This is a genomic window from Actinocorallia longicatena, assembly GCF_039534125.1.
In the GTDB taxonomy this organism is placed as follows: domain Bacteria; phylum Actinomycetota; class Actinomycetes; order Streptosporangiales; family Streptosporangiaceae; genus Actinocorallia; species Actinocorallia longicatena.
The window spans coordinates 123,032-145,550 of the sequence record NZ_BAAAUV010000012.1 but is presented as its reverse complement, the minus strand read 5'-3'; the positions used below and the strand labels follow the sequence as shown (position 1 = coordinate 145,550).

The window sequence follows — 22,519 nt, the reverse complement described above, 5'->3', positions numbered from 1 at the left end:
TAGAGGTGGGTGGAGGACACCCGCACCGAGGTGACCCCGGCCGATGGTCCCCCCGCGAGCGTGGCCCGGCGAGGTGCGGGGGCTCGACAGCCGGGAGGTGGCCGTGCGCAGGGTCGTGGTGATCGGTGGAGGGCTGGCGGGGCTGGCCTCGGCGGTGTGGCTGGCCGAGCAGGGCGACCGGGTGACGCTGGTCGAGCGCAGGGGACGGCTCGGCGGGCGGACGCTGGGCTTTCCGCTGGCCGAGGCGGGTGGCGAGATGGTGGACAACGGGCAGCACGTCATCGCCGGGTCCTACCGCCACCTGCTGCGGTACCTCGGCTCGGTCGGGACGCGCGAGCACGTGGAGTTCCCGCGTTCCTTCGGGGTCAGGGCGGCCGGCGCCCCGCCCGCGACCCTGGGGACCGGTGTCCGCGACATGCTCGGTCTCTGGACGGGCGGGGTTCCCGGCATCGGGTTCGGTGACCTGGCCCGGAGCGTGGTCCCCCATCTGCGGATGCTGGTCGCGGCGGTCCGGCCCGGGGCCCGGCTGGATGAGATGACCGTCGAGGAGTGGCTGGAGCGGATCGGCATGCCGCAGGCGCTGCGCCGGATGCTGTGGCGTCCGGCCGCCCTGGGCGTGCTCAACGAGGAGCCGGGACGGGCGTCGGCGCACGCGCTGGCGTCCGCGCTGGCCGTGGGGTGCAGGAGGGCGCTGCGGCAGGGACGGCGGGCGTTCGCCATCGGATATCCGACCGTCGACCTGCGGACCCTGTATGTCACCGGGGCCGAGAAGGTGTTCGCCGAGCGGGATGTGGAGGTGCGGCTGCGGGCCCGGGCCGTGCGCGTGGAGGTGCGGGGCGGCAGGGCGCGCGGGGTGGGCCTGGCCGACGGTGAGGTGATCCCGGCCGACGCGGTGATCGTCGCGGTGCCGGCCTGGGACGCCGGCGGGCTCCTCGATCTCCTGCCCGGAGCGGCGGAGATCGGTGCGGCGGCGCGGGAGCTGGTCCCGATCCCGATCGTGTCGGTGAACCTCTACCTCGACCGGCCGATCGGCATGACCCATCCGTGGGAGACCCTGCTCGACGGCGACGTCCACTGGGTGTTCGACCGGACCCGCATGCACGGGCGCCGGAGCGAAGCCGGACATCTCTACGCGCTCACCACCTGCGCGGCCTACGACCTGATCGGGCTGCGCGCCCCCGAGGTGGTGGAGCGCTGCGTGGCCTCGCTGCGGGCCCTGTATCCGGAGGCCCGGGACGCCCGTGTGGTGCACGCCCATGTCGTCCCGTGGCGGAAGGCCACGTTCTCCTCGCGTCCGGGGACCGGTGCCGTCCGTCCCGGCCAGCGGACGGCCGTCGAGGGCCTCGCCCTGGCCGGCGACTGGACCCGCAACGACTGGCCCACCACGATGGAGGGCGCCGTGCAGAGCGCCGCGCTCGCCATCCGGGCGCTGCGCGGGGTCAGTGGCCCCTGAACGCCTCCGCCAGCCACCAGGAACCGCCGTCGTCGGCGATCTTGGCGTCGGCGACCAGGACGCCCTCGGGGGCGGCGGACCAGGCGGCGACCTCGGCCAGGTCCGCGACGGTGCGGACGGTCACGCCGCGGGCGCCGTAGCCTCGGGCGAGCGCGGCCAGGTCGGAGTCGGGGAAGGTGACGGCCGAAAGGTCCGCCTCGGGACCGAAGTGGTGGATCTCCGCTCCGTAGGCGGCGTCGTTGTAGACCACGACGAGCAGGGGGCGGCCGAGGCGGACGGCGGTCTCCAGCTCCGAGACGCTCATGAGGAAGCCGCCGTCGCCGGTCGCGACCACGCCGAGGCGGCCGGGGCGGGCGAGGGCGGCGCCGATGCCGCTGGACAGGCCCAGGCCGATCGACTGGAACGCCTGGGTGAAGCAGAAGCCGTTCTCGTCGGGGACGCGCAGGTAGGCGCTGGGGTAGCCCATGAAGTTGCCCGAGTCGACCGCGACGACGCGTTCGGCGGGCAGGATCCGGTCGAGTTCGGAGCTGAGGACACGCGGGTCGATCCGGCCGCTCCCGGACAGGTCGGGGGTGGGCGTCTGGTTCCACCAGCGGCGCCGCGTGAGCCGTTCGGCGACGTCGGGCCGCCGCAGCCCGGTGGCCGTCCCGGCGCCGAGCGCGTCCAGGACGTCGGTGGCGGTGGCCGCGCAGTCGCCGTGGACGCCGAGATCGGCGGGGCGGTGGGCGCCGAGCGCGGCCGCGTCGTCGTCGACCTGGACGACCGTGGCGTCCGGGCCGATGAGGGCGCCGTGCCGCATCGTCCACATGTTCAGGGCGCAGCCCCAGCCGACCACGAGATCGGCGCCGCCGATCAGCTCGGCGGCCAGCGGCGAGGAGAACCCGCCGGAGATCCCGAGATCGAACTCCTCCCCCGCGAACAGGCCGTTGGCGACCGCGGACGTGGCCAGCAGGGCGCCCGTCCTGGCGGCCAGCGCCGAGATCACCGGGCCCGCGCCGCGGGCGCCCCTCCCGGCGACGAACACCGGCCGTTCGGCGGCGGCCAGCAGCGCGGCGAACGCCTCGACCGCGGCGGAGCCGGGCCTGACCGGCTCGGGCGGCACCGGAGCGGTCCACCGTGCGGCGGTGACGGTCTGCCCCTGGACGTCCAGGGGCAGGCTGACGACGACGGTCCGCCGCCCGTGGACGGCCGTCCGGTAGGCGCGCAGGAGATCGGCGACCACGGAGGAGGCTGCGTGGACGCGTTCGGGCACCGCTCCGACGCTCGCGGCCAGCGCGTCCTGGTCGATCCGGAAGTTCGAGCGGACGGCGGAGGCCGCGGTGTCGGCCGTCAGCACGAGCAGCGGGGTGCGGCTCTTGGCGGCCTCGGCGATCCCGGTGACGGCGTTGGTGAGCCCGCAGCCCTGATGAGTGGTGAGGACGGCGGGCAGCGCGCTGAGCCTGCCGAACCCGTCGGCCATGCTCGCCGCGCCGCCCTCGTGCCGGGCGGCGGTGAACGGGACGCCGTGCGCGCGCAGCGCGTTGACCAGCGCGAAGTTGCCGCTGCCGACCACTCCGAAGGCATGCCCGACGCCCAGGTCGGCGAGCAGCCTGCCGGTGAGCTCGGCGACGGTCTCGCTCATGCCCGTGGCACCAGCGCGAAGACCCGGGCCGGGCTGCCGGTGCCGCCGACGATCGGCAGCGGAGCCACGATGATCATCGCTCCGGAGGTGGGCAGCAGGTCGAGGTTGCGCAGCTGGGTCAGCCCGTACTTGTCGGCGCCGAGCAGGTGGTAGTGGACGGGGAAGGCGGGTTCCATGCCGCCGGCCTGCCCGGCGTCGATGCCCACGGTCTCCACGCCGAACCCGCTGATGGGCGAGGCGGCCAGCCATTCCGCCCCCGCCACGGACACCCCGGGGGTGTGCGGGCCGTTCTCGTCGGCGTTGGCGAAGGCCTCGGGGTCGTCGGAGCGGGCGCTCCAGCCGGTGCGGAACAGCAGCCAGGCGCCCTGCGGGAGCGGCCCGTGCTCGGCCGTCCACGCCTCGAGGTGGCCGGGGCCGAGCAGGAAGTCGGGGTCGTCGGCGGCCTCGGCGGTGCAGTCGACGACGATGGCGGGGCCGGTGAGGCGCGAGGGCGGGATCCGGTCGACGCTGAGGCCGTCCTTGCCGCTGGCCCAGTGGACCGGCGCGTCGAGGTGGGTTCCGGTGTGCTCGCCGGTGTGGATGTTGTTCCAGCTCCAGTAGGGCCCGTCGGCGTCGAAGTCGCTGACCTTCTCCAGCGACAGCGGGATCGTGTTCGCGAACGGCTCGGGCAGCCGCAGCACCGGCGTGTGCGGACTCAGCGGCGCCGTGAGGTCCACGATCTCCACCGCTCCCCCGGCCAGCCCCGCCATCACTCCTGCGACCACGTCCACGTGCGCCCCTTCCCTTCCACCGGTGTCCAGGACGCTCAGTGTGGCCCCTTCGGCCCCCTCCCCGCCAGCGGGTGGTGAAGGTGGGGCCGGGCGGGGTAGGGCGGGGCGATGGAAGAGATTCACCTGACGCGCTGGGGCGTCCACGGAGACGCCGTTTTGATGATTCACGGCTCGGTGGCCTGGGGGGACGATCCGGTCCTGGGGTTCGGTGCCCAGCGGCCGCTGTCGGAGCGGCATCGGCTGCTGCTGATGGACCGGCGGGGCCATGGGGACAGTCCGGACATCGTCCGGGGTGATGTGACCGTGGACGCGCTCGACGTGATCTCCCTGCTGGACGTCCATGGGCCGCTGCACGTGGTCGGGCACGGGTCCGGTGGGGTGGTGGCGCTGCTGGCCGCCGCGGCCCGTCCGGAGATGATCCGGTCGCTGGCGCTGATCGAGCCGGACTGTTACCAGCTCGCGATGGACGATCCGGTCGTCGCCGATGCGTCCGGGCGCGTGAGGAGATGCTGGCGGGGATGCCCGCCGATCTCACCCCGCGGCGGTATCTGCTGGGGGCGGCGGAGTCGGCGGGGACCGTCCCGCTGGAGCCGTCGCCCGCCCGGTTGCGCGCCGCGGCGACGGCCCTGCGGGCGCGGCCGTGCTGGGAGGCCGGGATCCCGCTGGAGCACCTGGCCGGGGCCGCCTTCCCGAGGCTGGTGGTCTCCGGGACCTGGGAGGACGCCCATCCCCAGCACCGCCAGCGCGACGGGGTGCCCCTGATGATGTGCGCCTCGCTGACGGCGGGACGCCTGGGAGCCGCCCACATGACGGTCATGGGCGCCGCCCACCATCCCCATGTCGACCGCGCCGACGTGGTCAACTCGGCGCTGGAGGACCTGTTCGCCGCGGCCTACGCGGCCTGAACGGCGCCTCAGCCGGTGAAGACCTCGATCAGGGTCCACAGGGCGAGCCCGGCCATGCACAGGCCGCCGACGCGCTGGATGAGATGGAGCGGGACGCGCTTGGCGAGGAAACGCCCGGCGAGCAGGGCGAGGGCGGAGACGGTCATGAGGGCCAGGGCCGAGCCGACGGCGGTGGGCAGGGCACCGTTGGTCGCGGCGAGGTTGGCGGTGGTGATCTGGGTCAGGTCTCCCCACTCGCTGATGAACACGGCCATGAACGCGGTCGTGTAGACGGGCCAGAAACCCTTGATGATCTTGCCTGCCTCGTCGGCGTCGTCCTCGCCGGGGCCCTCGCCGCGCAGCAGCATGAAGGCGCCGAAGGCGAACAGGGCGGCCGAGACCAGCTTGACCAGGGTTCCGGGCAGCAGCGACAGGACGCTGCCGGCGCTGACGGCCAGGACGACGTGGACGATGAAGGCCGAGGAGGTTCCGAACCACACGTACAGGGGCCGCATCCGGGTGCCCATGGCCAGTGAGGCGAACATGGTCTTGTCGGGGAGCTCGGCGAGGAAGATGAGCCCGAAGGCGGTGAGGACGGCGACCGGGTCGAAGGACATCGCATGGGTCTTTCTGCTGGGGTCCGGGCTCCGCGATCCTCAGCAGCCATCCGGGCGGCAGGGGTACCGTTCGGCCCGGCACGTCGAACCGGGCCCATGGGTAGGGGCCCGGCGGTGCCTTGGCCGAAGGTCTCGTCCACCCCTGGCGGGGCCCGGTGGCCGGGTCATCCGAGGATGACCAGCATGTCGACCGACCGGTATCGCGGGACTACTCCCCTTCGCTGCGGAAAGTCTACCCGATCGCGCCGGCGGCGGGCGCCGTCCCCTCGCCGGGACGGCGCCCGGGTGTTCTGGGCGGCGTGATCTAGGCGGCGGACTTGATCTCGACGAGGACCACGTCCACCTCGCCGGCCAGGAGTTCCCAGGAGTGGTCGAAGGACTCCTCCTGCCAGACGACCGCGCCGGGGTTCAGGTCGACGATCTGGGTCGTGCCGTCGGGCCAGGTCACCTTCTGGCGGCCGGTGCCGAGGTTGACCACGACCATCGGCGGGTGGGAGTGCATGGCACTCGCCCATCCTCGGGAGGCGCGGGCCTGGACGACCCGGACGTGGTCGTTCTCGAACAGGACGTGGTGGGCGTCGGGGTCGACGATCGTGGCGTGCGAACTGGTCATGCCGTGCTCCTGTCTTCTTGCTGTCGCTGAAAACAAACCATGTCCAGTTGTAAAAAACAACCTATGTGAGAAGTAATCTAGGATCGAGGTCGATCTGAGGGGGTGGGGCCATGCCGACCAGCCGGAGCTACCGGGACTCGTGCGGGATCGCCCGGGCGCTGGACGTCGTCGGGGAGCGGTGGGCGCTGCTGGTCGTCCGGGAGCTGCTCCTGGCGCCGCAGCGCTTCTCCGAGCTGCGGCTCTCCCTGCCGAACGCCAGCTCCAACCTGCTCGCCGACCGGCTGAGGGAGCTCGAGCTGCACGGGGTGGTCGGCCGCCGCAGGCTCGCGGGGGCGTCCGGCCCGCACGTCTATGAGCTGACGGAGTGGGGGCGGGGCCTGGAGCCGATCGTCCTGGCCCTGGGCGAGTGGGGGATCGACGCGCCTCGGCCCGCGGAGCCCGCCTCGCTGAGCGCGACCTCGGTGCTGATCTTCCTGCGCGGGGGCGTGCCGCGCGATCCGGCGGCGCCGCCGTTCGTCTGCCGCCTCGACCTCGGGGGGACGCCCTGGACGGTCCGCGTCGAGGCGGGCGGCGTCCAGGTGCTCAGCGGTGAGCCCGCCACCGCCGACATCGCCCTGCGCACCGATCCCCGGACGCTCGGCGCGCTCCTGGCCGATCCCGCCGCGCTGGCCCCCGCCCTGGCCGAGGGGAGCGCGGCCCTCGTCGGCGGCCTTCCCACGCTGCACCGCCTCCTGTACGGGGACGGCGGGTGATCGTCAGGATGCGGCGGGTTCGGTGCGGGGGGCGGCGGTGCGGGTGGGGGTGGTCCGGCCGCGGACGGTGACCTCGCCGGTGAGGGTCCAGCACGCGGATTCGGCGGGGGCGGCGGCGTCCAGGACGGCCGCCGAGGCCAGCAGGAGGCCGGGGGTGGTCTTGGCGAGGTCGGTGAGGCGGGCGGCCTCGTTGACCGGGTCGCCGATGACGGTGTATTCGAAGCGGTTGACGGCTCCGACGTGGCCCGCGACGGCCTGCCCGCCGGAGACGCCGACGGCAGCGGCCATCTCCGGGACCTCCGCGGCGAGGCGGGCGGCCAGTTCACGGGCCGCCGCCAGGGTGCGGGTGGGGGCGTCGTCCAGGTCGACGGGCGCACCGAAGATCGCCAGTGCGGCGTCGCCCTCGAACTTGTTGATCCAGCCGCCGTGCGCCTCGATGACCTCGACGACGACGCCGAAGAACCGGTTGAGCAGCGTGACGACCTCGATCGGAGGCCGGGTCGCGGCCAGGCGCGTCGATCCGATCACGTCGACGAAGATGACGTGGACGTGGCGGAGCTCGCCGCCCAGTTCCACTCCCCGCTCCAGGGCGATCCTGGCGACGTCCTCGCCGACCTGCCGGCCGAACAGGTCCTGGAGCAGCTCGCGTTCGCGCAGTCCGGCGACCATGTGGTTGAACCCGGCCTGGAGCTGGCCGATCTGGCTGCCGTCGTAGACGGGCACCTGGGCGGTCAGGTCGTTGCGCTCGACCCGGACGATCGCCTCCCGCACCGAGTCGACCGGGGCGGCGACGGCGTGCGCGGACAGGTAGGTGACGGCCAGGCCCACCGCCAGGGCGGTGCCGCCGAGCGCGAGCGTCGCCCAGGCCAGTTCCCCGACGGTGATGGTGTCGCGCAGGAGCGCGGCCGCGCCGATGAGGATCTGCCCCAGGACCGGGGTGGCGGTCCCCAGCATCCAGGCCAGGACGAGCTTGCCGACCACCCCGGGCACGCCGGGGTCCTGCGGGATCTCGGTGCTGAGGGCCTGGGTGGTGGCGGTGCGGAACAGCCGTTCGGTGAGCAGGTAGATGATCGTGCAGGTGGTCAGCCCGCCGAGCGCGCAGGTGAGGCCGAGCTTGAGCGCCAGCAGCGGGGAGAACGCGACGTTGATCAGCGCCCATCCGGCGCTCGCCAGCCCCCACAGGGCCCCGTGGACGCGCATCATGCGCAGCGGGCCGCGCAGCACCAGCCGCTGTTCGCGTTCCTCCAGCGGGCGGTCGGTCAGGAACAGGGCCCGGATCGGCCGGAAGGACCGCAGTCCCACCGCCACGCCGACCGCGATCGCCAGGACCAGGTAGACGAGCAGGACGGCGGTGTTGAACCGGCGCAGGGCTTCGAGGTCGTCGAGGTCGGCCGGGTCGGGCAGCACCCCGATGGCCAGCGCCAGCACCACCAGTGCGCCGCCGACGTTCGCGACGACCACGCTCGACAGCACCAGCCATCGGGTGCGCCGTTCGACCTGCTCCCGGGATGCCCCGGGACGCCCATCGAGCACCTGCCCCAACAACCGCCCGATCCGCCTCATAGCCGCCCAACCTACTGGAGCTCAGACGGTGATCGTCTGCTGTCGGCCGGGTGGCAGCCAGGTGAAGGGCGGGCCGCCGGTCGCATCGAGGGCGGCGGTGATGGCGTCGCGGTTCTCGGTGAAGTGCTGCCAGCCCTCGTAGTGGACGGGCAGGACGGTCGCGGGGGCCAGGCCGTCCAGGAGGGAGAGGGCGTCGCGGGTGTTCATGGTGTAGCGCAGCGGGCCGGTGGAGGGGAAGCGGACGGCGCCGAGGTGGAGCAGGACGGTGCCGGGCCGCAGGGCCCGGGCGGCTGTCCGGGCGGCCCGGTGGTTCACGGTGTCACCGGTGATCCACAGCGGTCCGTGGACCTGCCCGGGCCAGGTGAGGGCGAAGCCGATGACGTCGCCGGTGATGGGGTGGCTGAGCGGCGGGCCGTGGCGGGCGGGGGTGGCGGTCACGGTGAGGGCGGGCCTGCCGGGCGCCTGGAGGAGGTGGGTCTGCCCGGGCCGCAGGCCGTGGGCGCCTCCGCCGAGCCGCCGGGCCCCTGACACCGTCGTGAGGACGGTTCCGGCGGCGGGCAGGAGCGCCCGGCCCGCGGTGTCGAGGTTGTCGCCGTGGTGGTCGTGGGTGAGCAGGATCGCGTCGATCGGCGGCAGGTCGGCCGCGGCGATCGAGGGGCCGGTGAGCTTGCGGGAGGAGGTGCCCCAGCCGAAGGCGTAGGTGCGGCCGGGCGGGTCGAAGGTGGGGTCGGTGAGGATCCGCCAGCCGGCGTGCTCGATGAGGACGGTGGGACCGCCGATGTGGGTGAAGCCGACGCCGGTCATGGCGGTCTCCGATCGGTTGTGCGGGAGGCCCGGCCGCGCCGGTGCGGGCACGGCCGGGCCGCGGCGCTCAGGAGTGGTCGAGGGCCCAGGTGAGGGCGTGGTTGGCGACCTCCTGCCAGCCGTCCTCGGCGGGCATCAGGTGGGCGCGGCCGGGGTAGGTGAACTGCTCGGTCACGGTGCCGGGCGCCTTGTAGTGCTTGGCGTTGGAGATCTGGACCTTGGGCGGCATGAGGTGGTCGTTCTCGCCGGACAGGAACAGCAGCGGGCGCCGTTCGGGGTTGCGGTAGTCGACGTAGGAGTCGGTGTGGCCGGGGTGGATGTTGGCCAGGGCGCTGCCCCAGAACACGTGGCCGGAGGCGGGGACGTGGTAGCGCTCGTAGGTGGCCTTGGCCTGGTCTTCGGGGAAGGTGTTGGTGAAGGCGTAGCGCCACTGGTCGTAGGTGAGGCCGACGGCCTTGTGCCGGTTGGCGGGGTTCTTCAGCACGGGGAACGCGGCGCGGATCTGCGACAGCGGGGTGACCGCGACGCCCTCGGTGGGGGCGGAGTTGATCGCCACGCCCGCGGCGCCGTAGCCGTGGTCGAGGAGGATCTGGGTGAACACGCCCCCGGCGGAGTGGCCGATGAGGATCGGCGGGGTCTCCAGGTCGCGGATGGTCTCCTTGAGCCTGCTGATGATCGCCGGGACCTCGAGGCGCTCGATGGGGGTGGTGTCGGCGTTGAGGGCCTCGACCTCGACGTCGAAGCCGGGGTAGGCGGGGGCCAGCACGCGGAACCCCTTGGCCTTGTAGTGGTCGATCCAGCCCTCCCAGCTGCGCGGGGTGACCCAGAAGCCGTGGATGAGGACGATGGTGTCGGGTCGGTCGGTCATGTCGGTGCTCCTCAGCGGGTTGCTGTCGAACCGTTCTCCAGATTGATCATCATCCGGTCGCGGCCCGCGCGTTTGACTGTCAGCGCCGCCCTCTGCGCCGTGCGTGCCAGAACGGCCGCCCGTGCGCTCCCGGCAGCGTGGATCAGGGGAGTCGCGGCCGTCCGGCCTGCTTCCGGCGCTGTTTTCGTGATATCCACGGAAGCGCGCGCTGTGCCGTCGCGACCCCGCCGACTCTGGGACCTGACATGCTCCTGCTGGACACCGACGATCTGCCGCCCGGCGAGCGGGTCGAGGCCTACCGCGCCTTCGCCACCGCCGAGACCGGCGCCTGCGGGGTCGAGCACGAGCTCGGCGCCGACGGGGAGTTCCACAGCCGTCTGCACGCCTGGCACTTCGGTCCGGTGACGCTCTTCCGCACGCAGGGTTCGGGCATGCGCTACTGGCAGAGCCCGCGGCATGTGAGCAGGGACCCCTGGAACACCGTCTCGGTCATGACCCAGTCCGCCGGCAGGGCGGGATTCGCCTGCGGGGGCCGTCAGCGTCGTCTGGGGTCTCCCGATCTGGCGCTGGCGGGCCGGGCGGCGGGCGCCTGGGAGTGGAACTGGTCGGGTACCGGTGAGAGCCTCGCGCTGATGATGGACGTCGAGGAGCTCGGCCTGCCCGACGCCATGATCCGTGCCGCGGTCCCGCTGGCCGCGCACAGCGATGTCACGTTCCTGCTGCTCACCCAGCTCACCGCGATCAACGCCGACGCCGACCGGCTCGCCGCCGAACCCGGGTCGGGTGGCGTGGGCGCCGCCGTCGTCGCTCTCGTGCGCGCTTTCGTCGCCTCCGCGGTCGGCGGGCCCGCCGTGCGTGAGGTCGCCGAGCAGACCCGGCTGCCCCGGATCCTGGCCTACGTCCGCGCCCATGCCGCCGAACCCGGTCTCACGCCGGAGCGGATCGCCGCCGCCCACAACCTCACGCCGGCCGCCCTGCACCGCCTGTGCGAGGAAGAGGGCCTCGACCTCCACGCGTGGCGGCGCCGGGACGCGACGGGCCTCAACTGAGCGTCCGCCGGCCGGCCTGGCTCCTGCGCCACTCGCGCGGTGCCATCCCGTAGACGGCGCGGAAGCGGCGGGAGAAGTGGGCGGGGTGGGTGAAGCCCCAGGAGCGGGCGATGGAGTCGATGGCGCGGTGGGCGTGCTCGGGGGCGGCGAGGTCGCGTCGGGCGCCGTCGAGACGGCGGTGGATGATCCACTGTTCGAGGCTGATTCCGCCTTCTTCGCAGATCCGGTAGAGGGTGCGCAGGGAGATCGCGTGGGCGTGGGCGATGCGCTGCGGGGTGAGGTGGGGGTCGGCCAGGTGGGTGCGGACGTGGGCGAGGATCCGGGTGAGCGCGGTCTCCTCGGCGATGCCGCGCCGGGTCGCTCCCCGGGTGCCGACCGAGGCGACCAGGGCGCGGGTGAGGGCGAGGGTCGCGTCGCCGATGGCGTCGGCGCCCTCGTCGGCGCTGAGCCGGTCGGCGTCGCGGTGCAGGGCGCGCAGGTGGCTCAGCAGGAGGGGGGTGATGCTGCTCGTGGACAGCAGGGGGATGGCGGTGCGGACCATGTGCTCGGGGAGCCCGAGCCGTTCGGCGTCGACCATGAAGGCCAGGGACAGTCCCGAGCCGGACCAGCCGTACTCGTATCCGGCGGTCTTGTGGGCGAGGGCCAGGGAGCCGGTGGCGACGTGCTGCTGGTGGCCGTTCCAGGAGAAGGCGCCGGTGCCGCTGCTCTGGGTGATGACCGAGACGGTGTTGGAGGAGTCGGAGCGGGCGTGCCGGGGGGTGCGCCAGATGCGCATGCCCGATCCCTCGGTGGCGAACATGGTGATGGGCCCGAAATGCCACAGCTCCAGCCGTTTCCACAGCTGGTCGCCGTAGGTCTCCTGCTCGACGGAGCAGCTTCCGCTCTCCCCCGCCGCGGCGGCGTGGTAGGCCTCGGCGCGTTCGGCCGCCGGCAGGTCGGCGGTGTCCAGAACCAGCACGAACGCTCCCCAAGGCGATGCCGACCGTCAGAACTGATCATGACATCGGTGCCGGGGGGGTGGCCGGAAAGTGTGCACGCACAGCAAAGAACCGGGGTCAGGCGGGAGGGTGTGCGGCCGTTTTCAGGGCGCGGTACTCCCGGGGGCTCATCCCGAACTCGCGGCGGAACCGCCGGTTGAAGTGGGTGATGTTGCGGAATCCCCAGCCGCGGGCGATCGCCTCGATGGACCGCGGGGCGGCCGTCGGCCGCGACAGGTCGGCGCGCACGCCTTGCAGGCGGCGCTGGATGATGTGCTGCTCCAGGCTGATGCCGGCCTGGGCGCACAGCGAGTACAGCCGCCGCCGGGAGATGTTGTGGGCGGCGGCGATCGACGCCGCGTCCAGGTGGGGGTCGTGCAGGTTCTGCCGCACGTGCTCGCGGACGCGGGCCAGGAGGGTCTGCTCGGCGGCCTCTTTGCGGGTGGCCCCGTCGGAGGCCAGTGATCCGATCAGGGCGCGGGCGAGGTCGACGCCCGCCTCGGCGATGTGGGCGGCCAGGGGGTGCGCGCTCACGGCGTCGGCGTTGTCGAACAGCTCGGTGATGTGGCGGGACACCAGGCCGTACAGAGGGCTGTGCGCCAGCCGCGGCACCGCGTGCCGCATCAGGTCGGCCGGGACGTCGAGCTGTTCCAGCGGCATCATCAGCGCCCGTGAGGCGCCCTGGCCCGACCAGGAGAACTCGAACGGCTCGGTCATGTCCATGCCCATCAGCCCGCCGGTCCGGACCCTGCGCGGCGGCCCGAACTGCCGGTGCAGCCCCTCACCGTGTTCCTGCACCGCCAGGGCCAGGAGGGGGACGGGCTCACGTCGCGCCTGCCGCTCGGTCCGGAACATCCGCACGGGCGACGTCGCGGCCCGGAAGAGGTAGCTGTCGCCGAGCTGCCACACGTCCAGCCGGGCGCTGACCCGGTCCCTGGCTCCGAGGAGCGCCACCGAGGACACGCTCGTCTCGGCCAGCGCCGCCCGCATGAGGTCCGCCCGCTCCGCCACGGGGACGGCGGAGCTGTCGAACATCGCGACCATGAACGCCCCAAACCACCGCGAAAGTGCCCAATGTGATGCCGGTCAGTTTAGGCCCGGCGGGCGTCCGCGCTCCAGGCGCCGCACTCCTGGTCAGAGGGTGGTGTGCTCGTGGTCGAAGGCTCGGGCGATCGAGGGCGGGGGCGTGGTGAGGCAGGACAGGGCGAAGTCGGCGGCCAGGCGGTGCCACAGGGCGGCGCGGCGCAGCATGGCGTGGTCGGCACCGGTGAGGGAGATCGTCGCGACCTCGGTCAGGCGGCGTGCCCTGGCGGCGTAGGCGAGGGTGTCGGCGGGGCTGGTCACGGTGTCGGCGGTTCCGTGCACCAGGAGGACGCGGCGTCCGGTGAGCTGGTCGACCGGTTCGCCCGGCGGCGTCCAGGGGGCGAGGCCGGCCACGCCCGTCACCCGGGGGTCTGCGGCCACGCGCAGGGCGGCGCGGGCGCCCATCGAGTGGCCGATGAGGACCAGGGGCAGGTCGGGCAGGCCGTCGAGGATCGCGGTGAGGTCGGCGACGGGTGAGGCCTCGGCGCCGTTCCATCCCCGCAGGCGCAGGCGCGGGCGGATGACCTTCACCGCCGGTCCCGCCGCCCGCCGCACGGCCGCCGCCAGCGGGATCATCCGGACCACCGCCGGCTGCACCGGTGAGGTGGGCTCCCTGCTCTGCGAGCGTCCTCCGTGCACGACCACGACGAGACCGGTGACGGTGTTGCGCATGCGACCGCTTTCCTGGGATCGGGGTGCGTTCAGCGGACGACGTCGAAGACGTTCTTCTGCAGGCCGTTGGCGTAGACCTCGTGCTCGACGAGCTTGAGCTTCTGGGTGTCCTTGTCGGTGGTGCTGAACAGGCGCTTGCCGGCGCCGAGCAGGAGCGGGTAGACGAGCAGGTGGTAGCGGTCGATGAGGCCGGCGTCCGACAGGCTGTGGTTCAGGTCGGCGCTGCCGTGCATGATGATCGGGCCGCCCTCGGTCCGCTTCAGCGCGGCGACGTCGTCGAGGGTGCGCAGGATGGTGGTATCGCCCCAGTTCGTGACGAGGTCGGCGTCGGTGAGGGTGGTGGAGACGACGTACTTGGGCATCTCCTTGTAGGTGGCGAACTCCTCCATGCCGGGCCAGACCGGGCTGAACACCTCGTAGCTGACCCTGCCGAGGAGCATCGCGGTGGACTCCTCCTGCTCCCGGCCCTTGATCTCGTAGGCCTCGGGCAGGAAGTCGACGTCCTTGAAGGTCCAGCCGGAGTTGCGGTAGCCGGGCTCTCCGCCGGGTCCCTCGACGACGCCGTCGAGGGAGACGAAGGCGGTGCTGATCAGGGTGCGCATCGTGACTCCTCGGGGTTCTCGCGGCCGGGGTTCCCGGCCGGGCACCGCCCAGTCTGCTACCGAACAATTTTTTTGTCAAGGATTGATTCTTTGTCGGGGTGTCGCCGGGTGGCCGTCCGCCCCGGGGGAAGGCCAGGATGGGGTGGTTGCAAAGGAGGGGCGATGCTGTTCAGGCGCGAGGTGCTCGAGGGGATCGCGGGCGGGCGGATCGACCGGGTGTTCCGGGTCTGGCGGGAGCCGCGGGTGCGGGCGGGGAGCACGCAGCGCACATGGGCGGGGATCGTCGTCATCGACTCGGTCACGGCCGTCACCGCCGAGGAGATCACCGAGCAGGACGCGCTGCGCTCGGGGTTCGCCGACCGCGCCGCCCTGCTCACCGCCCTGTCCAAGAGCACCAAGGAGGGCGGCTACCACCGGGTGATGCTCCATCTCGGCGGGTCCGACCCTCGGGCGGAGCTGGCCGGGGCCGCCGATCTGACGGGGCGTGAGCTGGCCGGGATCCGGGATCTCCTGGACGGGGTGGACGCGCGCAGCCGCCGGGGCCCGTGGACCCGGGACGTCCTGCGGCTCATCGAGGAGCGTCCCGGGCTGCGCGCCCTGGATCTCGCCGCGATCCTGGGACGGGAGAAGCTGCCGTTCAAGGCCGATGTGCGCCGTCTCAAGGAGCTGGGTCTCACCGAGAGCCTCGAGACGGGCTACCGCCTCTCTCCCAGAGGGCGGGCGTTGATGGACTTCCTGAGGGCCGGACCCGGGCCGGGTTGAGGACGGCGGCGTCTCAGGTCTCGTGCGTCCAGGCGAGGGTGATCCGGGCCTCGCCGAGCCGCCAGCCGCCGGGGGTGCGGACTGCGGTGCAGTTCAGCCGCAGCCCGCTGGTCCGGTGGGGCGGGCGGCCGTCGCGGAAGAAGTAGACGAGGGAGTTCGCCGAGGCGGACGCCCGGTCACCGTCGATCCCCACCAGCAGGTCGGTGGTGAGGTGCTGGGTGGCGACGCCCTCGATCTCGGACCCGCGCATGTGCTCGACGAGGTCGGCGACGCCGCGCACCTCTCCCCCGAGCGGCGAACCCACCACCACGTCCTCGGCGAACACGGTGCCGGCGTCGTCCCAGCGCCTCTCGTCGAGCAGCAGGGCGAAGCGGGTGAACAGATCGGCGATCTCCAGACGATCGGCGACCAGGCTCTCCGGCGACATGAAGGCTCCTTTCATTGGTGCTTCCAACATTGGTCTCGCCAACTATACGACCGGGATCCGGCGCTCAGCGCAAGGCCTGGAAGGTGGAGAACTCCATGCCGAGCAGGTTCCGGAAACCGCAGGGCCACTGCGCGTCGTCCCAGGGCGACGATAGACGGCCGCGGTTGCGGCTGAAGAGGAGACGAACGATCAAACGGCCGGGGTTCCCCGCTCACGCTGGTCGGCACGGCCGGAAATGTAGGCTGGCCGACGTGGAAGAGACTCCCGTGCGCCTGGCCGCGAAGCCGAGCTGGCTGCTCACCCAGCTCGCGGTGCACGCCCACCGGCTGGCCTCCGAGGGCTTCGGTGAGGTGGGCGGTCGCGGCTACCACTACCGGATCCTGGCCGCCCTGGCGGAGTCGGGCGCGGCCAGCCAGGCCGAGCTCGGCCGCCGCTGCACGATGGACCGCAGCGACGTGGTCGCGGCGCTCAACGAGCTCGCGGCGGATGATCTCGTCGAGCGCGCCACCGATCCCCACGACCGGCGCCGCAACATCGTCACCATCACCCCGGCGGGCCGGCGACGCCTGCGCCTCATGGAACAGGCCCTCGACCGAGTCCAGGACGATCTCCTGGAGCCGCTCCCCCTTGAAGACCGTCGCACCCTGACCCTCCTGCTCACCCGGCTGCTCACCCACCACCAGCGCACCTGAGCCGGGCCGGGCCCGTGGCGAACGGCGAAGATCCAACAGAAATGGCTGTGACCTGGGGGTCAGCGTCAGCTACAGGTTGCCTCAACGCGGGCGGCTTGCATGCGGTGCGCCGTCGGGTCGCGCGCGTGGCGGCCTTTCACCAGGTCCGGACGCCGGTCAGGCGGGGCCCATGCGGGTGAGGAGGTCCTCGACGAGGGTGCGGGTCTCCTCGTGGCCGCAGGTCAGGCCCATCTCCTCCTCCATGACGAGGACTCGGGACAGGGCGGTGGAGATGACGACCGCGGCCATCGGTGTGGCGCCGTGGAGGTCGAGGCGTCCCTCGTCCTGGGCGCGGGTCAGGGATTCGAGCTGGGCGCGCCGGTAGCGTTCGGCCTGGGCGGTGATCTCGGCGCGGATCGCCTTGCGGTGGTTGCCGAGCGCCATGAACTCCTCGGTGATCCTGGCGGCGCCGCGGCGGCCGGCCAGTCCCCACAGTGCCCGGAGGGGGTCGGCGTCGTCGGCGATCGCGCGCTGCCGTGCCAGTTCCTCCTCGGCGCCGCGCCGCAGGACGGCGATGAACAGGTCGTCGAGGGTACGGAAGTAGTAGAGCACCAGGGCCGGGGCGACGTCGGCCTCCCGGGCGACCCGCCGGATCCCGACCGCCGCGTACCCCTCCTCCATCATCAGCCGTTCGGTGAGCTCGATCAGGCGCTGACGGGTCTCGGTGTTCTCGGTGCCCATGCGGCGGGAGGCGCTCATGCCGCCCATTGTCCTTGACCTGCCGCTCCGGCGGATGTTAAACACTCGTTCAGCGGTTAAACGATTGTTCAGCACCGTCGTGCTTCCCTCCGGAGGAGAACTCGTGACCGATCTGTACTGGGATCCGTGGGACCCCGCCTTCACACGCGACCCCTACCCCCTGTTCAACCGGATGCGGGAGGAATCGCCGCTCTACTACAACGACCGGCACGACTTCTACGCCGTCACCCGGCACGCCGACGTCCAGCAGGGTCTCTCCGACTGGCGGACCTTCTCCTCCGCCCGCGGCGACATCCTGGAGATCATCCAGGCGGGCATCGACTTCCCTCCCGGAACCCTGATCTTCGAAGATCCCCCCGTGCACGACGTCCACCGCAGGCTGCTGGCCCGTGTCTTCACCCCGCGCCGCATCGCCTCCCTCGAACCGCAGGTGCGGGCCTTCTGCAAGCGGGCGCTGGAGCCGGTGCTGGGCGCCGACCGGTTCGACCTCGTGGAGGCCGTCGGCGCCGAGATGCCGATGCGGGTGATCGGCATGCTGCTGGGCATCCCCGAGGCCGACCAGCCGCGGATCCGCGACCGCACCGACGCCACCTTGAACACCGAGGACGGCGGCAAGATCGACACCGAGGTGATCCTCAACACCGACGCGTTCGGCGCCTATCTCCAGTGGCGCAAGACCCACCCCTCCGACGACCTCATGACCGAGCTGATGACCACCCGGTTCGAGGACGAGCAGGGCGTCACCCGCACCCTCACCGATGAGGAGGTCCTCACCTACTGCACGGTCGTGGCGGGGGCGGGCAACGAGACCACCGGCCGTCTCATCGGCTGGTTCGGCGCGCTCATGGCCCGCCACCCCGGGCAGCGCCGCGAGCTGGCCGCCGACCACTCCCTCATCCCGAACGCGATCGAGGAGATCCTGCGGTTCGAGCCCACCGGCCCGTTCACCGGCCGCCATGTCACCACCGACGTCGACTTCCACGGCACGACCGTCCCGGCGGGCAGCGCGATCCTGTTCATCCAGGCCGCCGCCAACCGCGATCCGCGGCGCTTCCCCGATCCCGACCGGTTCGACGTCCACCGGGTGGGCCAGCACATGACCTTCGGCATCGGAGCCCATTACTGCCTCGGCGCCGCGCTCGCCCGCCTCGAAGGACGCGTGGCCGCCGAGGAGATCCTCGAGCACGTTCCCGGCTGGGAGGTGGACTGGGACGCCGCCGAACTCGCCCAGACCTCCACCGTCCGCGGCTGGAAGACCCTCCCGCTGCTGGTCGGGGCGGCCCCGTGAGCGGCGCGGAGAGGACCGCCGGCCGGCGAGCGTGAGTCCGGGTTCAGTGCCGGGTGCCGCGGGCGAGGAGGAGGGGCAGGAGGCGGTCGCGCCAGGTCGGCAGGTGGACATGGCCGCTGGACATGCCGCCGTGGGCGAACTCCTCGCGGTACACGTGCTCGCCGGTGGCGGTGCGGGGATCGACGCCGACGACGTCCAGGAACGTCGCGGCCAGCAGGTCCTCCAGCCGGGCGGGATCCTCCGGGACGGGCATGGCGTTCAGGCGTTCGCGCAGGGCGGCCCAGGCGTGGGGGTCGCCGCGCAGGCCCCACTGGGCGGGCGGCTCGGCGAACAGCTCGTCCATGGTCATGCCGCCGTCCCGCTGCCCGGGCGGGCCGATCCAGGAGGGCAGGGGTTCGAGGTGGGGCAGCCAGGCGGCGGGGATCCGTGTGCCGGGACGGGCGGCGAGGATGCCGCCGACGATCGCGCAGGTGGTGTCGATGTCGCCGCCGGCCGAGGCCGTCGCCCAGAATCCGGCCTCGAAGCCGTCGCGTTCGCAACCGTCGAGGTGGCGGGCCGCGGCCCACAGGCAGAACGGGACGGTGTCGTGCGCGGCGACCTGGCGGCCGTTGCCGAGCGCGGCGGCGGCCGAGGCGGGGTCGCCGATGGTCAGCAGGGTGCGGGCCTGCCGGATGCCGTCGCGGACGGTCCCCTCCGGGACGTGGGCGAGGATCCGGTCGAGGAAGGGGCCGGGCTTCCCCGGGCCGGTGGCGGCCAGCGCCGCGGCCACGGCGACCGCGATCGCCCCGGCGACGGCCTCGGGATGGGCATGGGTGACCTCGGCGGACAGCCGGGCCTGCTCGGCGGCGAGGTCGAGGTCGCCGGCGAACCACACGCCCAGCGGCGCGACGCGCATGGCCGCGCCGTTGCCCCACGAGCCCCGCCCGTCGAACACCCCCGAGGCCAGGGTGCGCCAGTCGCCGCCCTCCCTGACCAGCCGCAGCAGCCGGTTGGTGGACGGCCCGTAGCCGCGGTCGAAGTCATGGTGCTCGGCGAAGACGGCGGCCAGCAGGTCCTGGTCGATCCGGCCCGTCCGCGCCAGGACCTTCCAGATGCCGCAGGCCATCTCGGTGTCGTCGGTCCACTGCCACGGCCCGGGCGGCAGCGTGCGGGCCTCGAACGCGGCGCGGTGGGCCGGGACGAAGAACTGCGAGCCCAGGGCGTCGCCCGCCGCGAGGCCGAGCAGCGACGTCCACGCACGGCCACGAAGATCGATTGCCATCGGCAGGAGCCTACGCCCTTCCGGAGACGCGGGTCAGCCGGTCGCCGGAGCCGGGGTCGAAGGGACGCCCGCCGGCTGTTCCATCGCGCTGTCGGCCGACCACTCCGCCCAGGGGACCTGCCAGAACCCCCAGCCGTTGTTCCATTCCAGCTCCCGGTCGGTACCGGTGACGATCACGATGTTGCCCGGAACGCTCTGGTCGTAGAACCAGCGGGCGTCGGCGTCACTGGCGTTGACGCAGCCGTGGCTGACGTTGGCGTTGCCCTGCGAACCGACCGACCAGGGCGCGGCGTGCACGTACTCGCCGCTGTTGGAGATCCGCACCGCCCACTTCAGGTCGAGCCGGTAGTACTCCGGGTCGCCCTTGGGGATGCCGACGGTCGCGGAGTCGGCGACGACCCGCTCGGCCCGCTCCATCGTCAGGTGGATGCCGTTGGTGGTGGTGTAGGCGCGTTTGGTCGCCCGTCCGGCGCTGATCGGGATCTTCCTGACGATCTTTCCGTTGCGCCGGACCGTCATCGTGTGGGTCCTGGTGTCCACGGTGCTGACCACCGCGTCCCCGACGGTGAAACCGTAGCTCAGGTCGCGGGTGCCGTAGGTGTCCTTGGCCGCCCGCACGCCCTTCAGATGAGCGACCAGCTTGATCTTCTGCCCGCTCGGCCAGTACGCGCGGGGCCGGTAGACCAGCTGCTGGCGCGACACCCACCGCCACGCGCCCTCGACCTGCTCCGACATCTTCAGGTCGAGGGCCTTGAGCACCTCGTCCTGGTTGTAGACCGGGGTGTTGAAGTTCAGGATGATCGGCATTCCGACGCCCGCGGTCCCGCCGTCCTCGGGGCCCACGATCGAGGTGCCGATGGTCTTGGCCGGCTTCAGCGTGGTGAAGGCGGAGGTGACGCTCGTGCCCTTCTCGGTCCTGGCGACGACCTGGTAGCGGGTGCCGGGGGCGAGCGTCCAGCGGGTCCGCCAGCTCTTCGCGTCGGCGCTGAGGTCCCCCTCGGCCTTCTCCCCGTCCGCCGTCACCGCCACCTCGGTGATCTTCTCGCCGTCCGCGGTCACGACGACGGGCTGGTCGGGGCGCACGTCCCCGGCTCCGTCCGCCGGCACGACCGACAGCGCGGCGCCCTTGCCGTCGTCCTTCCCGCCGTCGCCGCCACCGCTCTGGCAGCCGGCCACCGCCAGCAGCCCGGCCAGCGCCAGCGCGGCCCTCCGGTCCCCCACCCTCATCACTTCCGCCTTCCACACCGTCCGCCAGGGAAGAAAACCCCCTACCCACCTGTGGGACGCCCAGACCGGGCGTCCGGTTCTCCCGCCCTCCCGGCCGCCGGTGATCTTCTGGATCGCCTGCGTAGCCGAAGTCACAGCCCCGCTGGGACGTCCGTCACTGCGTTCTTCCGGGCCTCCCGTGCAGTCTTTGAGCCATGACGAACACCAGCGCCCAGCAGGGGCAGAAGCGACCCGTCGGCATCGTCGTGCGGAAGCACGGCGCGGTCTCCGACGACCAGATCACCCAGGCCCGCGAACTCCTCGAGACGATGCTGGCCGAGGTCGGCGAGCCCGTCCTCGGCGTCGAGATGGCCCTCACCCTCCTGCGCGAGCCCGCCCCGCCCAAGCCCGCCCTCGCCCAGGTCACCGTCGCGCTGAAGGGCCGTCTCGTGCGCGCCCGCGCCGCCGGGACGACGCCCGAGCAGGCCGCCTCCCTCCTGCGCGACCGCCTCGCCCTGCGGGTCGGCCGCCCCTGGGGCCGGGACGGAGACCTCGCCGCGACGGGCTGAGGCCCACGCGGCCGCTCACGTCATCCAAAAGTAACGATCATGGATTCGCCGGTCCGATTGACCCGGTGGTTCAGCTGTCGATATGGTCCACGTCACACGGGAGAATATGTAACTTTCCTCACATTCTTTGCGCTCCCGAAAGGATCCCCTCCCCCATGCGCCTTTCCCGCATCGCACTGCCCGCAGGTTCTGTGGTCCTCTTCGCGGCCGCCGCGGTCCTGTCCTTCTCGATCGAGCCGGGCCTGCACAAGGTCCCCTCCGACCAGGACTCCACCTCGAACTACGTCGGCACCGCGACCCTGCTCAACGCCCCCGCCATCGCCACCGGTGACATCCAGAACCTGTTCCTCAAGGATCTGCCGGTCAAGGCCTCCCAGCGGATGAAGGCCGTCAAGACCTCCGGCTCGACCGTGGTCCTGCAGGAGACCGACATCCTCACCGGCCCCGACGGCAAGGACCTCCAGAACTCCCAGTACACCTACGCGGTCGACAGCAAGACCCTCGCCGGACGCCCCGCCCCCGCCGGCACCAAGGCGACCACCATCCAGGGCAGCCTCGGCCCCGAGGTCACCCCCAAGAAGTCCGGCTACCAGATGTGGGACTCCACCACCCAGCAGGCCTTCCCCGCCACCTACGTCCGCACCGAGAAGCGCGAGGGCCGCACCACCTACGTCTACAACTCCAAGGGCACCGCACCGGTCAAGGACCCCACCACCCTCGCGAGCATGCCGCAGTCCCTGCCCAAGACCGCCCTCAAGCTCGTCGCCGCCGCCCTCCCGGCCGACCAGCAGAAACTCCTCGCCGGCGCGCTCCCCCAGCTGCCCGACCCGCTCCCCCTGACCTACCTCAACACCCTCGACGTCACCCTCTGGGTCGACGCCGCCACCGGCAACACCCTCGACACGACCAAGGACCAGACCATCGTCGCCGCGATGCCGGGCGCCTCCGCCCCGACACCCCTGGCCGCGGTCACCTCAGTCAAGATCAAGGTCGCTCCCGAGCAGGTCAAGAAGAACGCCGCCGCCGCGGCCGACGACGCCAAGGCCCTCACCCTCATCGGCACGGTCATCCCCATCGCCCTGACCGTCGTCGGCCTGGCCCTGCTCGCCCTCGCCTTCTGGCTGCCGCGCCGCCGCCGCGGCGCCACCCCCGAGGAGACCCCGGTCGAGGAGACCGCCACCGTCTGACCCCCACCGTCTGGATCCCCACGGTGAACATGCTGGGGGCACCGAGCCCGACGGCCGGTGC

Annotated in this window: 25 protein-coding genes; 10 read left to right on the top strand and 15 right to left on the bottom strand. The window is 72.5% G+C overall.

The genetic code is table 11. The features are described 5' to 3' along the window. Nucleotides 1-43 precede the first annotated feature (43 nt). Complete coding sequence (gene hpnE / locus ABD785_RS23730; RefSeq protein WP_344832099.1) at nt 44-1,453, top strand: hydroxysqualene dehydroxylase HpnE; 1,410 nt, start codon at nt 44-46, stop codon at nt 1,451-1,453. Here hpnE and ABD785_RS23725 read toward each other — a convergent pair. Further along, complete coding sequence (locus ABD785_RS23725; RefSeq protein ID WP_344832096.1) at nt 1,440-3,074, bottom strand: thiamine pyrophosphate-binding protein; 1,635 nt, start codon at nt 3,072-3,074, stop codon at nt 1,440-1,442. The genes hpnE and ABD785_RS23725 overlap by 14 nt on opposite strands. Beyond that, nucleotides 3,071-3,844 (bottom strand): cyclase family protein, encoded by a 774-nt coding sequence (locus ABD785_RS23720; RefSeq protein WP_344832093.1) that lies wholly within the window; start codon nt 3,842-3,844, stop codon nt 3,071-3,073. The genes ABD785_RS23725 and ABD785_RS23720 overlap by 4 nt, the downstream gene beginning before the upstream one ends. Before the next feature lie 108 nt (nt 3,845-3,952). Here ABD785_RS23720 and ABD785_RS41380 point away from each other — a divergent pair, with 108 nt between their 5' ends. Next, a complete protein-coding gene (locus ABD785_RS41380) occupies nt 3,953-4,606 on the top strand; it encodes an alpha/beta fold hydrolase (RefSeq protein WP_425547812.1) in 654 nt (217 codons plus the stop codon). Then, on the top strand, nt 4,597-4,749 hold the full coding sequence (locus ABD785_RS41375) for a hypothetical protein (protein WP_425547811.1): 153 nt from the start codon (nt 4,597-4,599) through the stop codon (nt 4,747-4,749). Before ABD785_RS41380 ends, ABD785_RS41375 begins: the two co-directional genes overlap by 10 nt. Before the next feature lie 8 nt (nt 4,750-4,757). On the opposite strand, the gene ABD785_RS23710 is transcribed toward ABD785_RS41375, so the two are convergent. Then, nucleotides 4,758-5,345, bottom strand: coding sequence for a TMEM165/GDT1 family protein (locus ABD785_RS23710; RefSeq protein WP_344832087.1), 588 nt, complete (start codon nt 5,343-5,345; stop codon nt 4,758-4,760). 304 nt (nt 5,346-5,649) lie between these two features. Continuing rightward, nucleotides 5,650-5,958, bottom strand: a complete 309-nt coding sequence (locus ABD785_RS23705) for a hypothetical protein (protein ID WP_344832084.1) — start codon at nt 5,956-5,958, stop codon at nt 5,650-5,652. Nucleotides 5,959-6,068: 110 nt separating this feature from the next. Here ABD785_RS23705 and ABD785_RS23700 point away from each other — a divergent pair, with 110 nt between their 5' ends. Next, a complete protein-coding gene (locus ABD785_RS23700; RefSeq protein ID WP_344832082.1) occupies nt 6,069-6,710 on the top strand; it encodes a winged helix-turn-helix transcriptional regulator in 642 nt (213 codons plus the stop codon). Nucleotides 6,711-6,713: 3 nt separating this feature from the next. Here the strand turns inward: ABD785_RS23700 and ABD785_RS23695 are convergent, their stop codons facing one another. The 3 genes from ABD785_RS23695 to ABD785_RS23685 all read right to left on the bottom strand — a co-directional run bounded on the left by ABD785_RS23695 (nt 6,714) and on the right by ABD785_RS23685 (nt 9,945). Further along, on the bottom strand, nt 6,714-8,273 hold the full coding sequence (locus ABD785_RS23695) for an adenylate/guanylate cyclase domain-containing protein (protein WP_344832080.1): 1,560 nt from the start codon (nt 8,271-8,273) through the stop codon (nt 6,714-6,716). Nucleotides 8,274-8,294: 21 nt separating this feature from the next. Next, nucleotides 8,295-9,077 carry an MBL fold metallo-hydrolase gene (locus tag ABD785_RS23690; protein ID WP_344832077.1) on the bottom strand — a complete coding sequence of 261 codons (783 nt, stop codon included), beginning with the start codon at nt 9,075-9,077 and terminating at the stop codon, nt 8,295-8,297. Between the two features lie 67 nt (nt 9,078-9,144). Then, entirely contained in the window at nt 9,145-9,945 is an 801-nt protein-coding gene (locus ABD785_RS23685; protein WP_344832075.1) for an alpha/beta hydrolase, read from the bottom strand. Between the two features lie 245 nt (nt 9,946-10,190). Between ABD785_RS23685 and ABD785_RS23680 the strand changes: the two genes are divergently transcribed. After that, nucleotides 10,191-10,994 (top strand): helix-turn-helix domain-containing protein, encoded by an 804-nt coding sequence (locus tag ABD785_RS23680; RefSeq protein WP_344832072.1) that lies wholly within the window; start codon nt 10,191-10,193, stop codon nt 10,992-10,994. Here ABD785_RS23680 and ABD785_RS23675 read toward each other — a convergent pair. The 4 genes from ABD785_RS23675 to ABD785_RS23660 form a co-directional block, all read right to left on the bottom strand. Beyond that, nucleotides 10,987-11,952, bottom strand: coding sequence for a helix-turn-helix domain-containing protein (locus tag ABD785_RS23675; protein ID WP_344832069.1), 966 nt, complete (start codon nt 11,950-11,952; stop codon nt 10,987-10,989). The genes ABD785_RS23680 and ABD785_RS23675 overlap by 8 nt on opposite strands. A gap of 97 nt (nt 11,953-12,049) precedes the next feature. Beyond that, nucleotides 12,050-13,015, bottom strand: a complete 966-nt coding sequence (locus ABD785_RS23670; RefSeq protein WP_344832067.1) for a helix-turn-helix domain-containing protein — start codon at nt 13,013-13,015, stop codon at nt 12,050-12,052. A 90-nt stretch (nt 13,016-13,105) separates the two neighbouring features. Then, complete coding sequence (locus tag ABD785_RS23665; protein ID WP_344832064.1) at nt 13,106-13,726, bottom strand: alpha/beta hydrolase; 621 nt, start codon at nt 13,724-13,726, stop codon at nt 13,106-13,108. Nucleotides 13,727-13,755: 29 nt separating this feature from the next. Then, nucleotides 13,756-14,328 (bottom strand): dihydrofolate reductase family protein, encoded by a 573-nt coding sequence (locus tag ABD785_RS23660; protein ID WP_344832061.1) that lies wholly within the window; start codon nt 14,326-14,328, stop codon nt 13,756-13,758. Between the two features lie 162 nt (nt 14,329-14,490). On the opposite strand from ABD785_RS23660, the gene ABD785_RS23655 reads away from it, so the two are divergent. After that, entirely contained in the window at nt 14,491-15,090 is a 600-nt protein-coding gene (locus ABD785_RS23655; protein ID WP_344832058.1) for an ASCH domain-containing protein, read from the top strand. A gap of 13 nt (nt 15,091-15,103) precedes the next feature. On the opposite strand, the gene ABD785_RS23650 is transcribed toward ABD785_RS23655, so the two are convergent. Continuing rightward, nucleotides 15,104-15,517, bottom strand: a complete 414-nt coding sequence (locus ABD785_RS23650; protein WP_344832055.1) for a nuclear transport factor 2 family protein — start codon at nt 15,515-15,517, stop codon at nt 15,104-15,106. Between the two features lie 251 nt (nt 15,518-15,768). Between ABD785_RS23650 and ABD785_RS23645 the strand changes: the two genes are divergently transcribed. After that, nucleotides 15,769-16,209 carry a MarR family winged helix-turn-helix transcriptional regulator gene (locus ABD785_RS23645; protein WP_344832052.1) on the top strand — a complete coding sequence of 147 codons (441 nt, stop codon included), beginning with the start codon at nt 15,769-15,771 and terminating at the stop codon, nt 16,207-16,209. A 156-nt stretch (nt 16,210-16,365) separates the two neighbouring features. Here the strand turns inward: ABD785_RS23645 and ABD785_RS23640 are convergent, their stop codons facing one another. After that, nucleotides 16,366-16,947, bottom strand: coding sequence for a TetR/AcrR family transcriptional regulator (locus ABD785_RS23640; protein ID WP_344832050.1), 582 nt, complete (start codon nt 16,945-16,947; stop codon nt 16,366-16,368). Between the two features lie 103 nt (nt 16,948-17,050). Between ABD785_RS23640 and ABD785_RS23635 the strand changes: the two genes are divergently transcribed. Then, nucleotides 17,051-18,235, top strand: a complete 1,185-nt coding sequence (locus ABD785_RS23635; protein WP_344832047.1) for a cytochrome P450 — start codon at nt 17,051-17,053, stop codon at nt 18,233-18,235. Between the two features lie 43 nt (nt 18,236-18,278). Here ABD785_RS23635 and ABD785_RS23630 read toward each other — a convergent pair whose 3' ends face one another. Together ABD785_RS23630 and ABD785_RS23625 are read right to left on the bottom strand one after the other, a co-directional pair. Beyond that, nucleotides 18,279-19,496 carry an ADP-ribosylglycohydrolase family protein gene (locus ABD785_RS23630; RefSeq protein ID WP_344832046.1) on the bottom strand — a complete coding sequence of 406 codons (1,218 nt, stop codon included), beginning with the start codon at nt 19,494-19,496 and terminating at the stop codon, nt 18,279-18,281. Between the two features lie 33 nt (nt 19,497-19,529). Beyond that, a complete protein-coding gene (locus tag ABD785_RS23625) occupies nt 19,530-20,723 on the bottom strand; it encodes a L,D-transpeptidase (protein ID WP_344832044.1) in 1,194 nt (397 codons plus the stop codon). A gap of 194 nt (nt 20,724-20,917) precedes the next feature. Between ABD785_RS23625 and ABD785_RS23620 the strand changes: the two genes are divergently transcribed. Further along, nucleotides 20,918-21,271, top strand: a complete 354-nt coding sequence (locus tag ABD785_RS23620; RefSeq protein WP_344832042.1) for a hypothetical protein — start codon at nt 20,918-20,920, stop codon at nt 21,269-21,271. Between the two features lie 155 nt (nt 21,272-21,426). Next, the gene (locus tag ABD785_RS23615) at nt 21,427-22,458 is read left to right on the top strand and encodes a porin PorA family protein (RefSeq protein WP_344832039.1); all 1,032 of its coding nucleotides are present in this window, start codon (nt 21,427-21,429) and stop codon (nt 22,456-22,458) included. Nucleotides 22,459-22,519 lie beyond the last annotated feature (61 nt).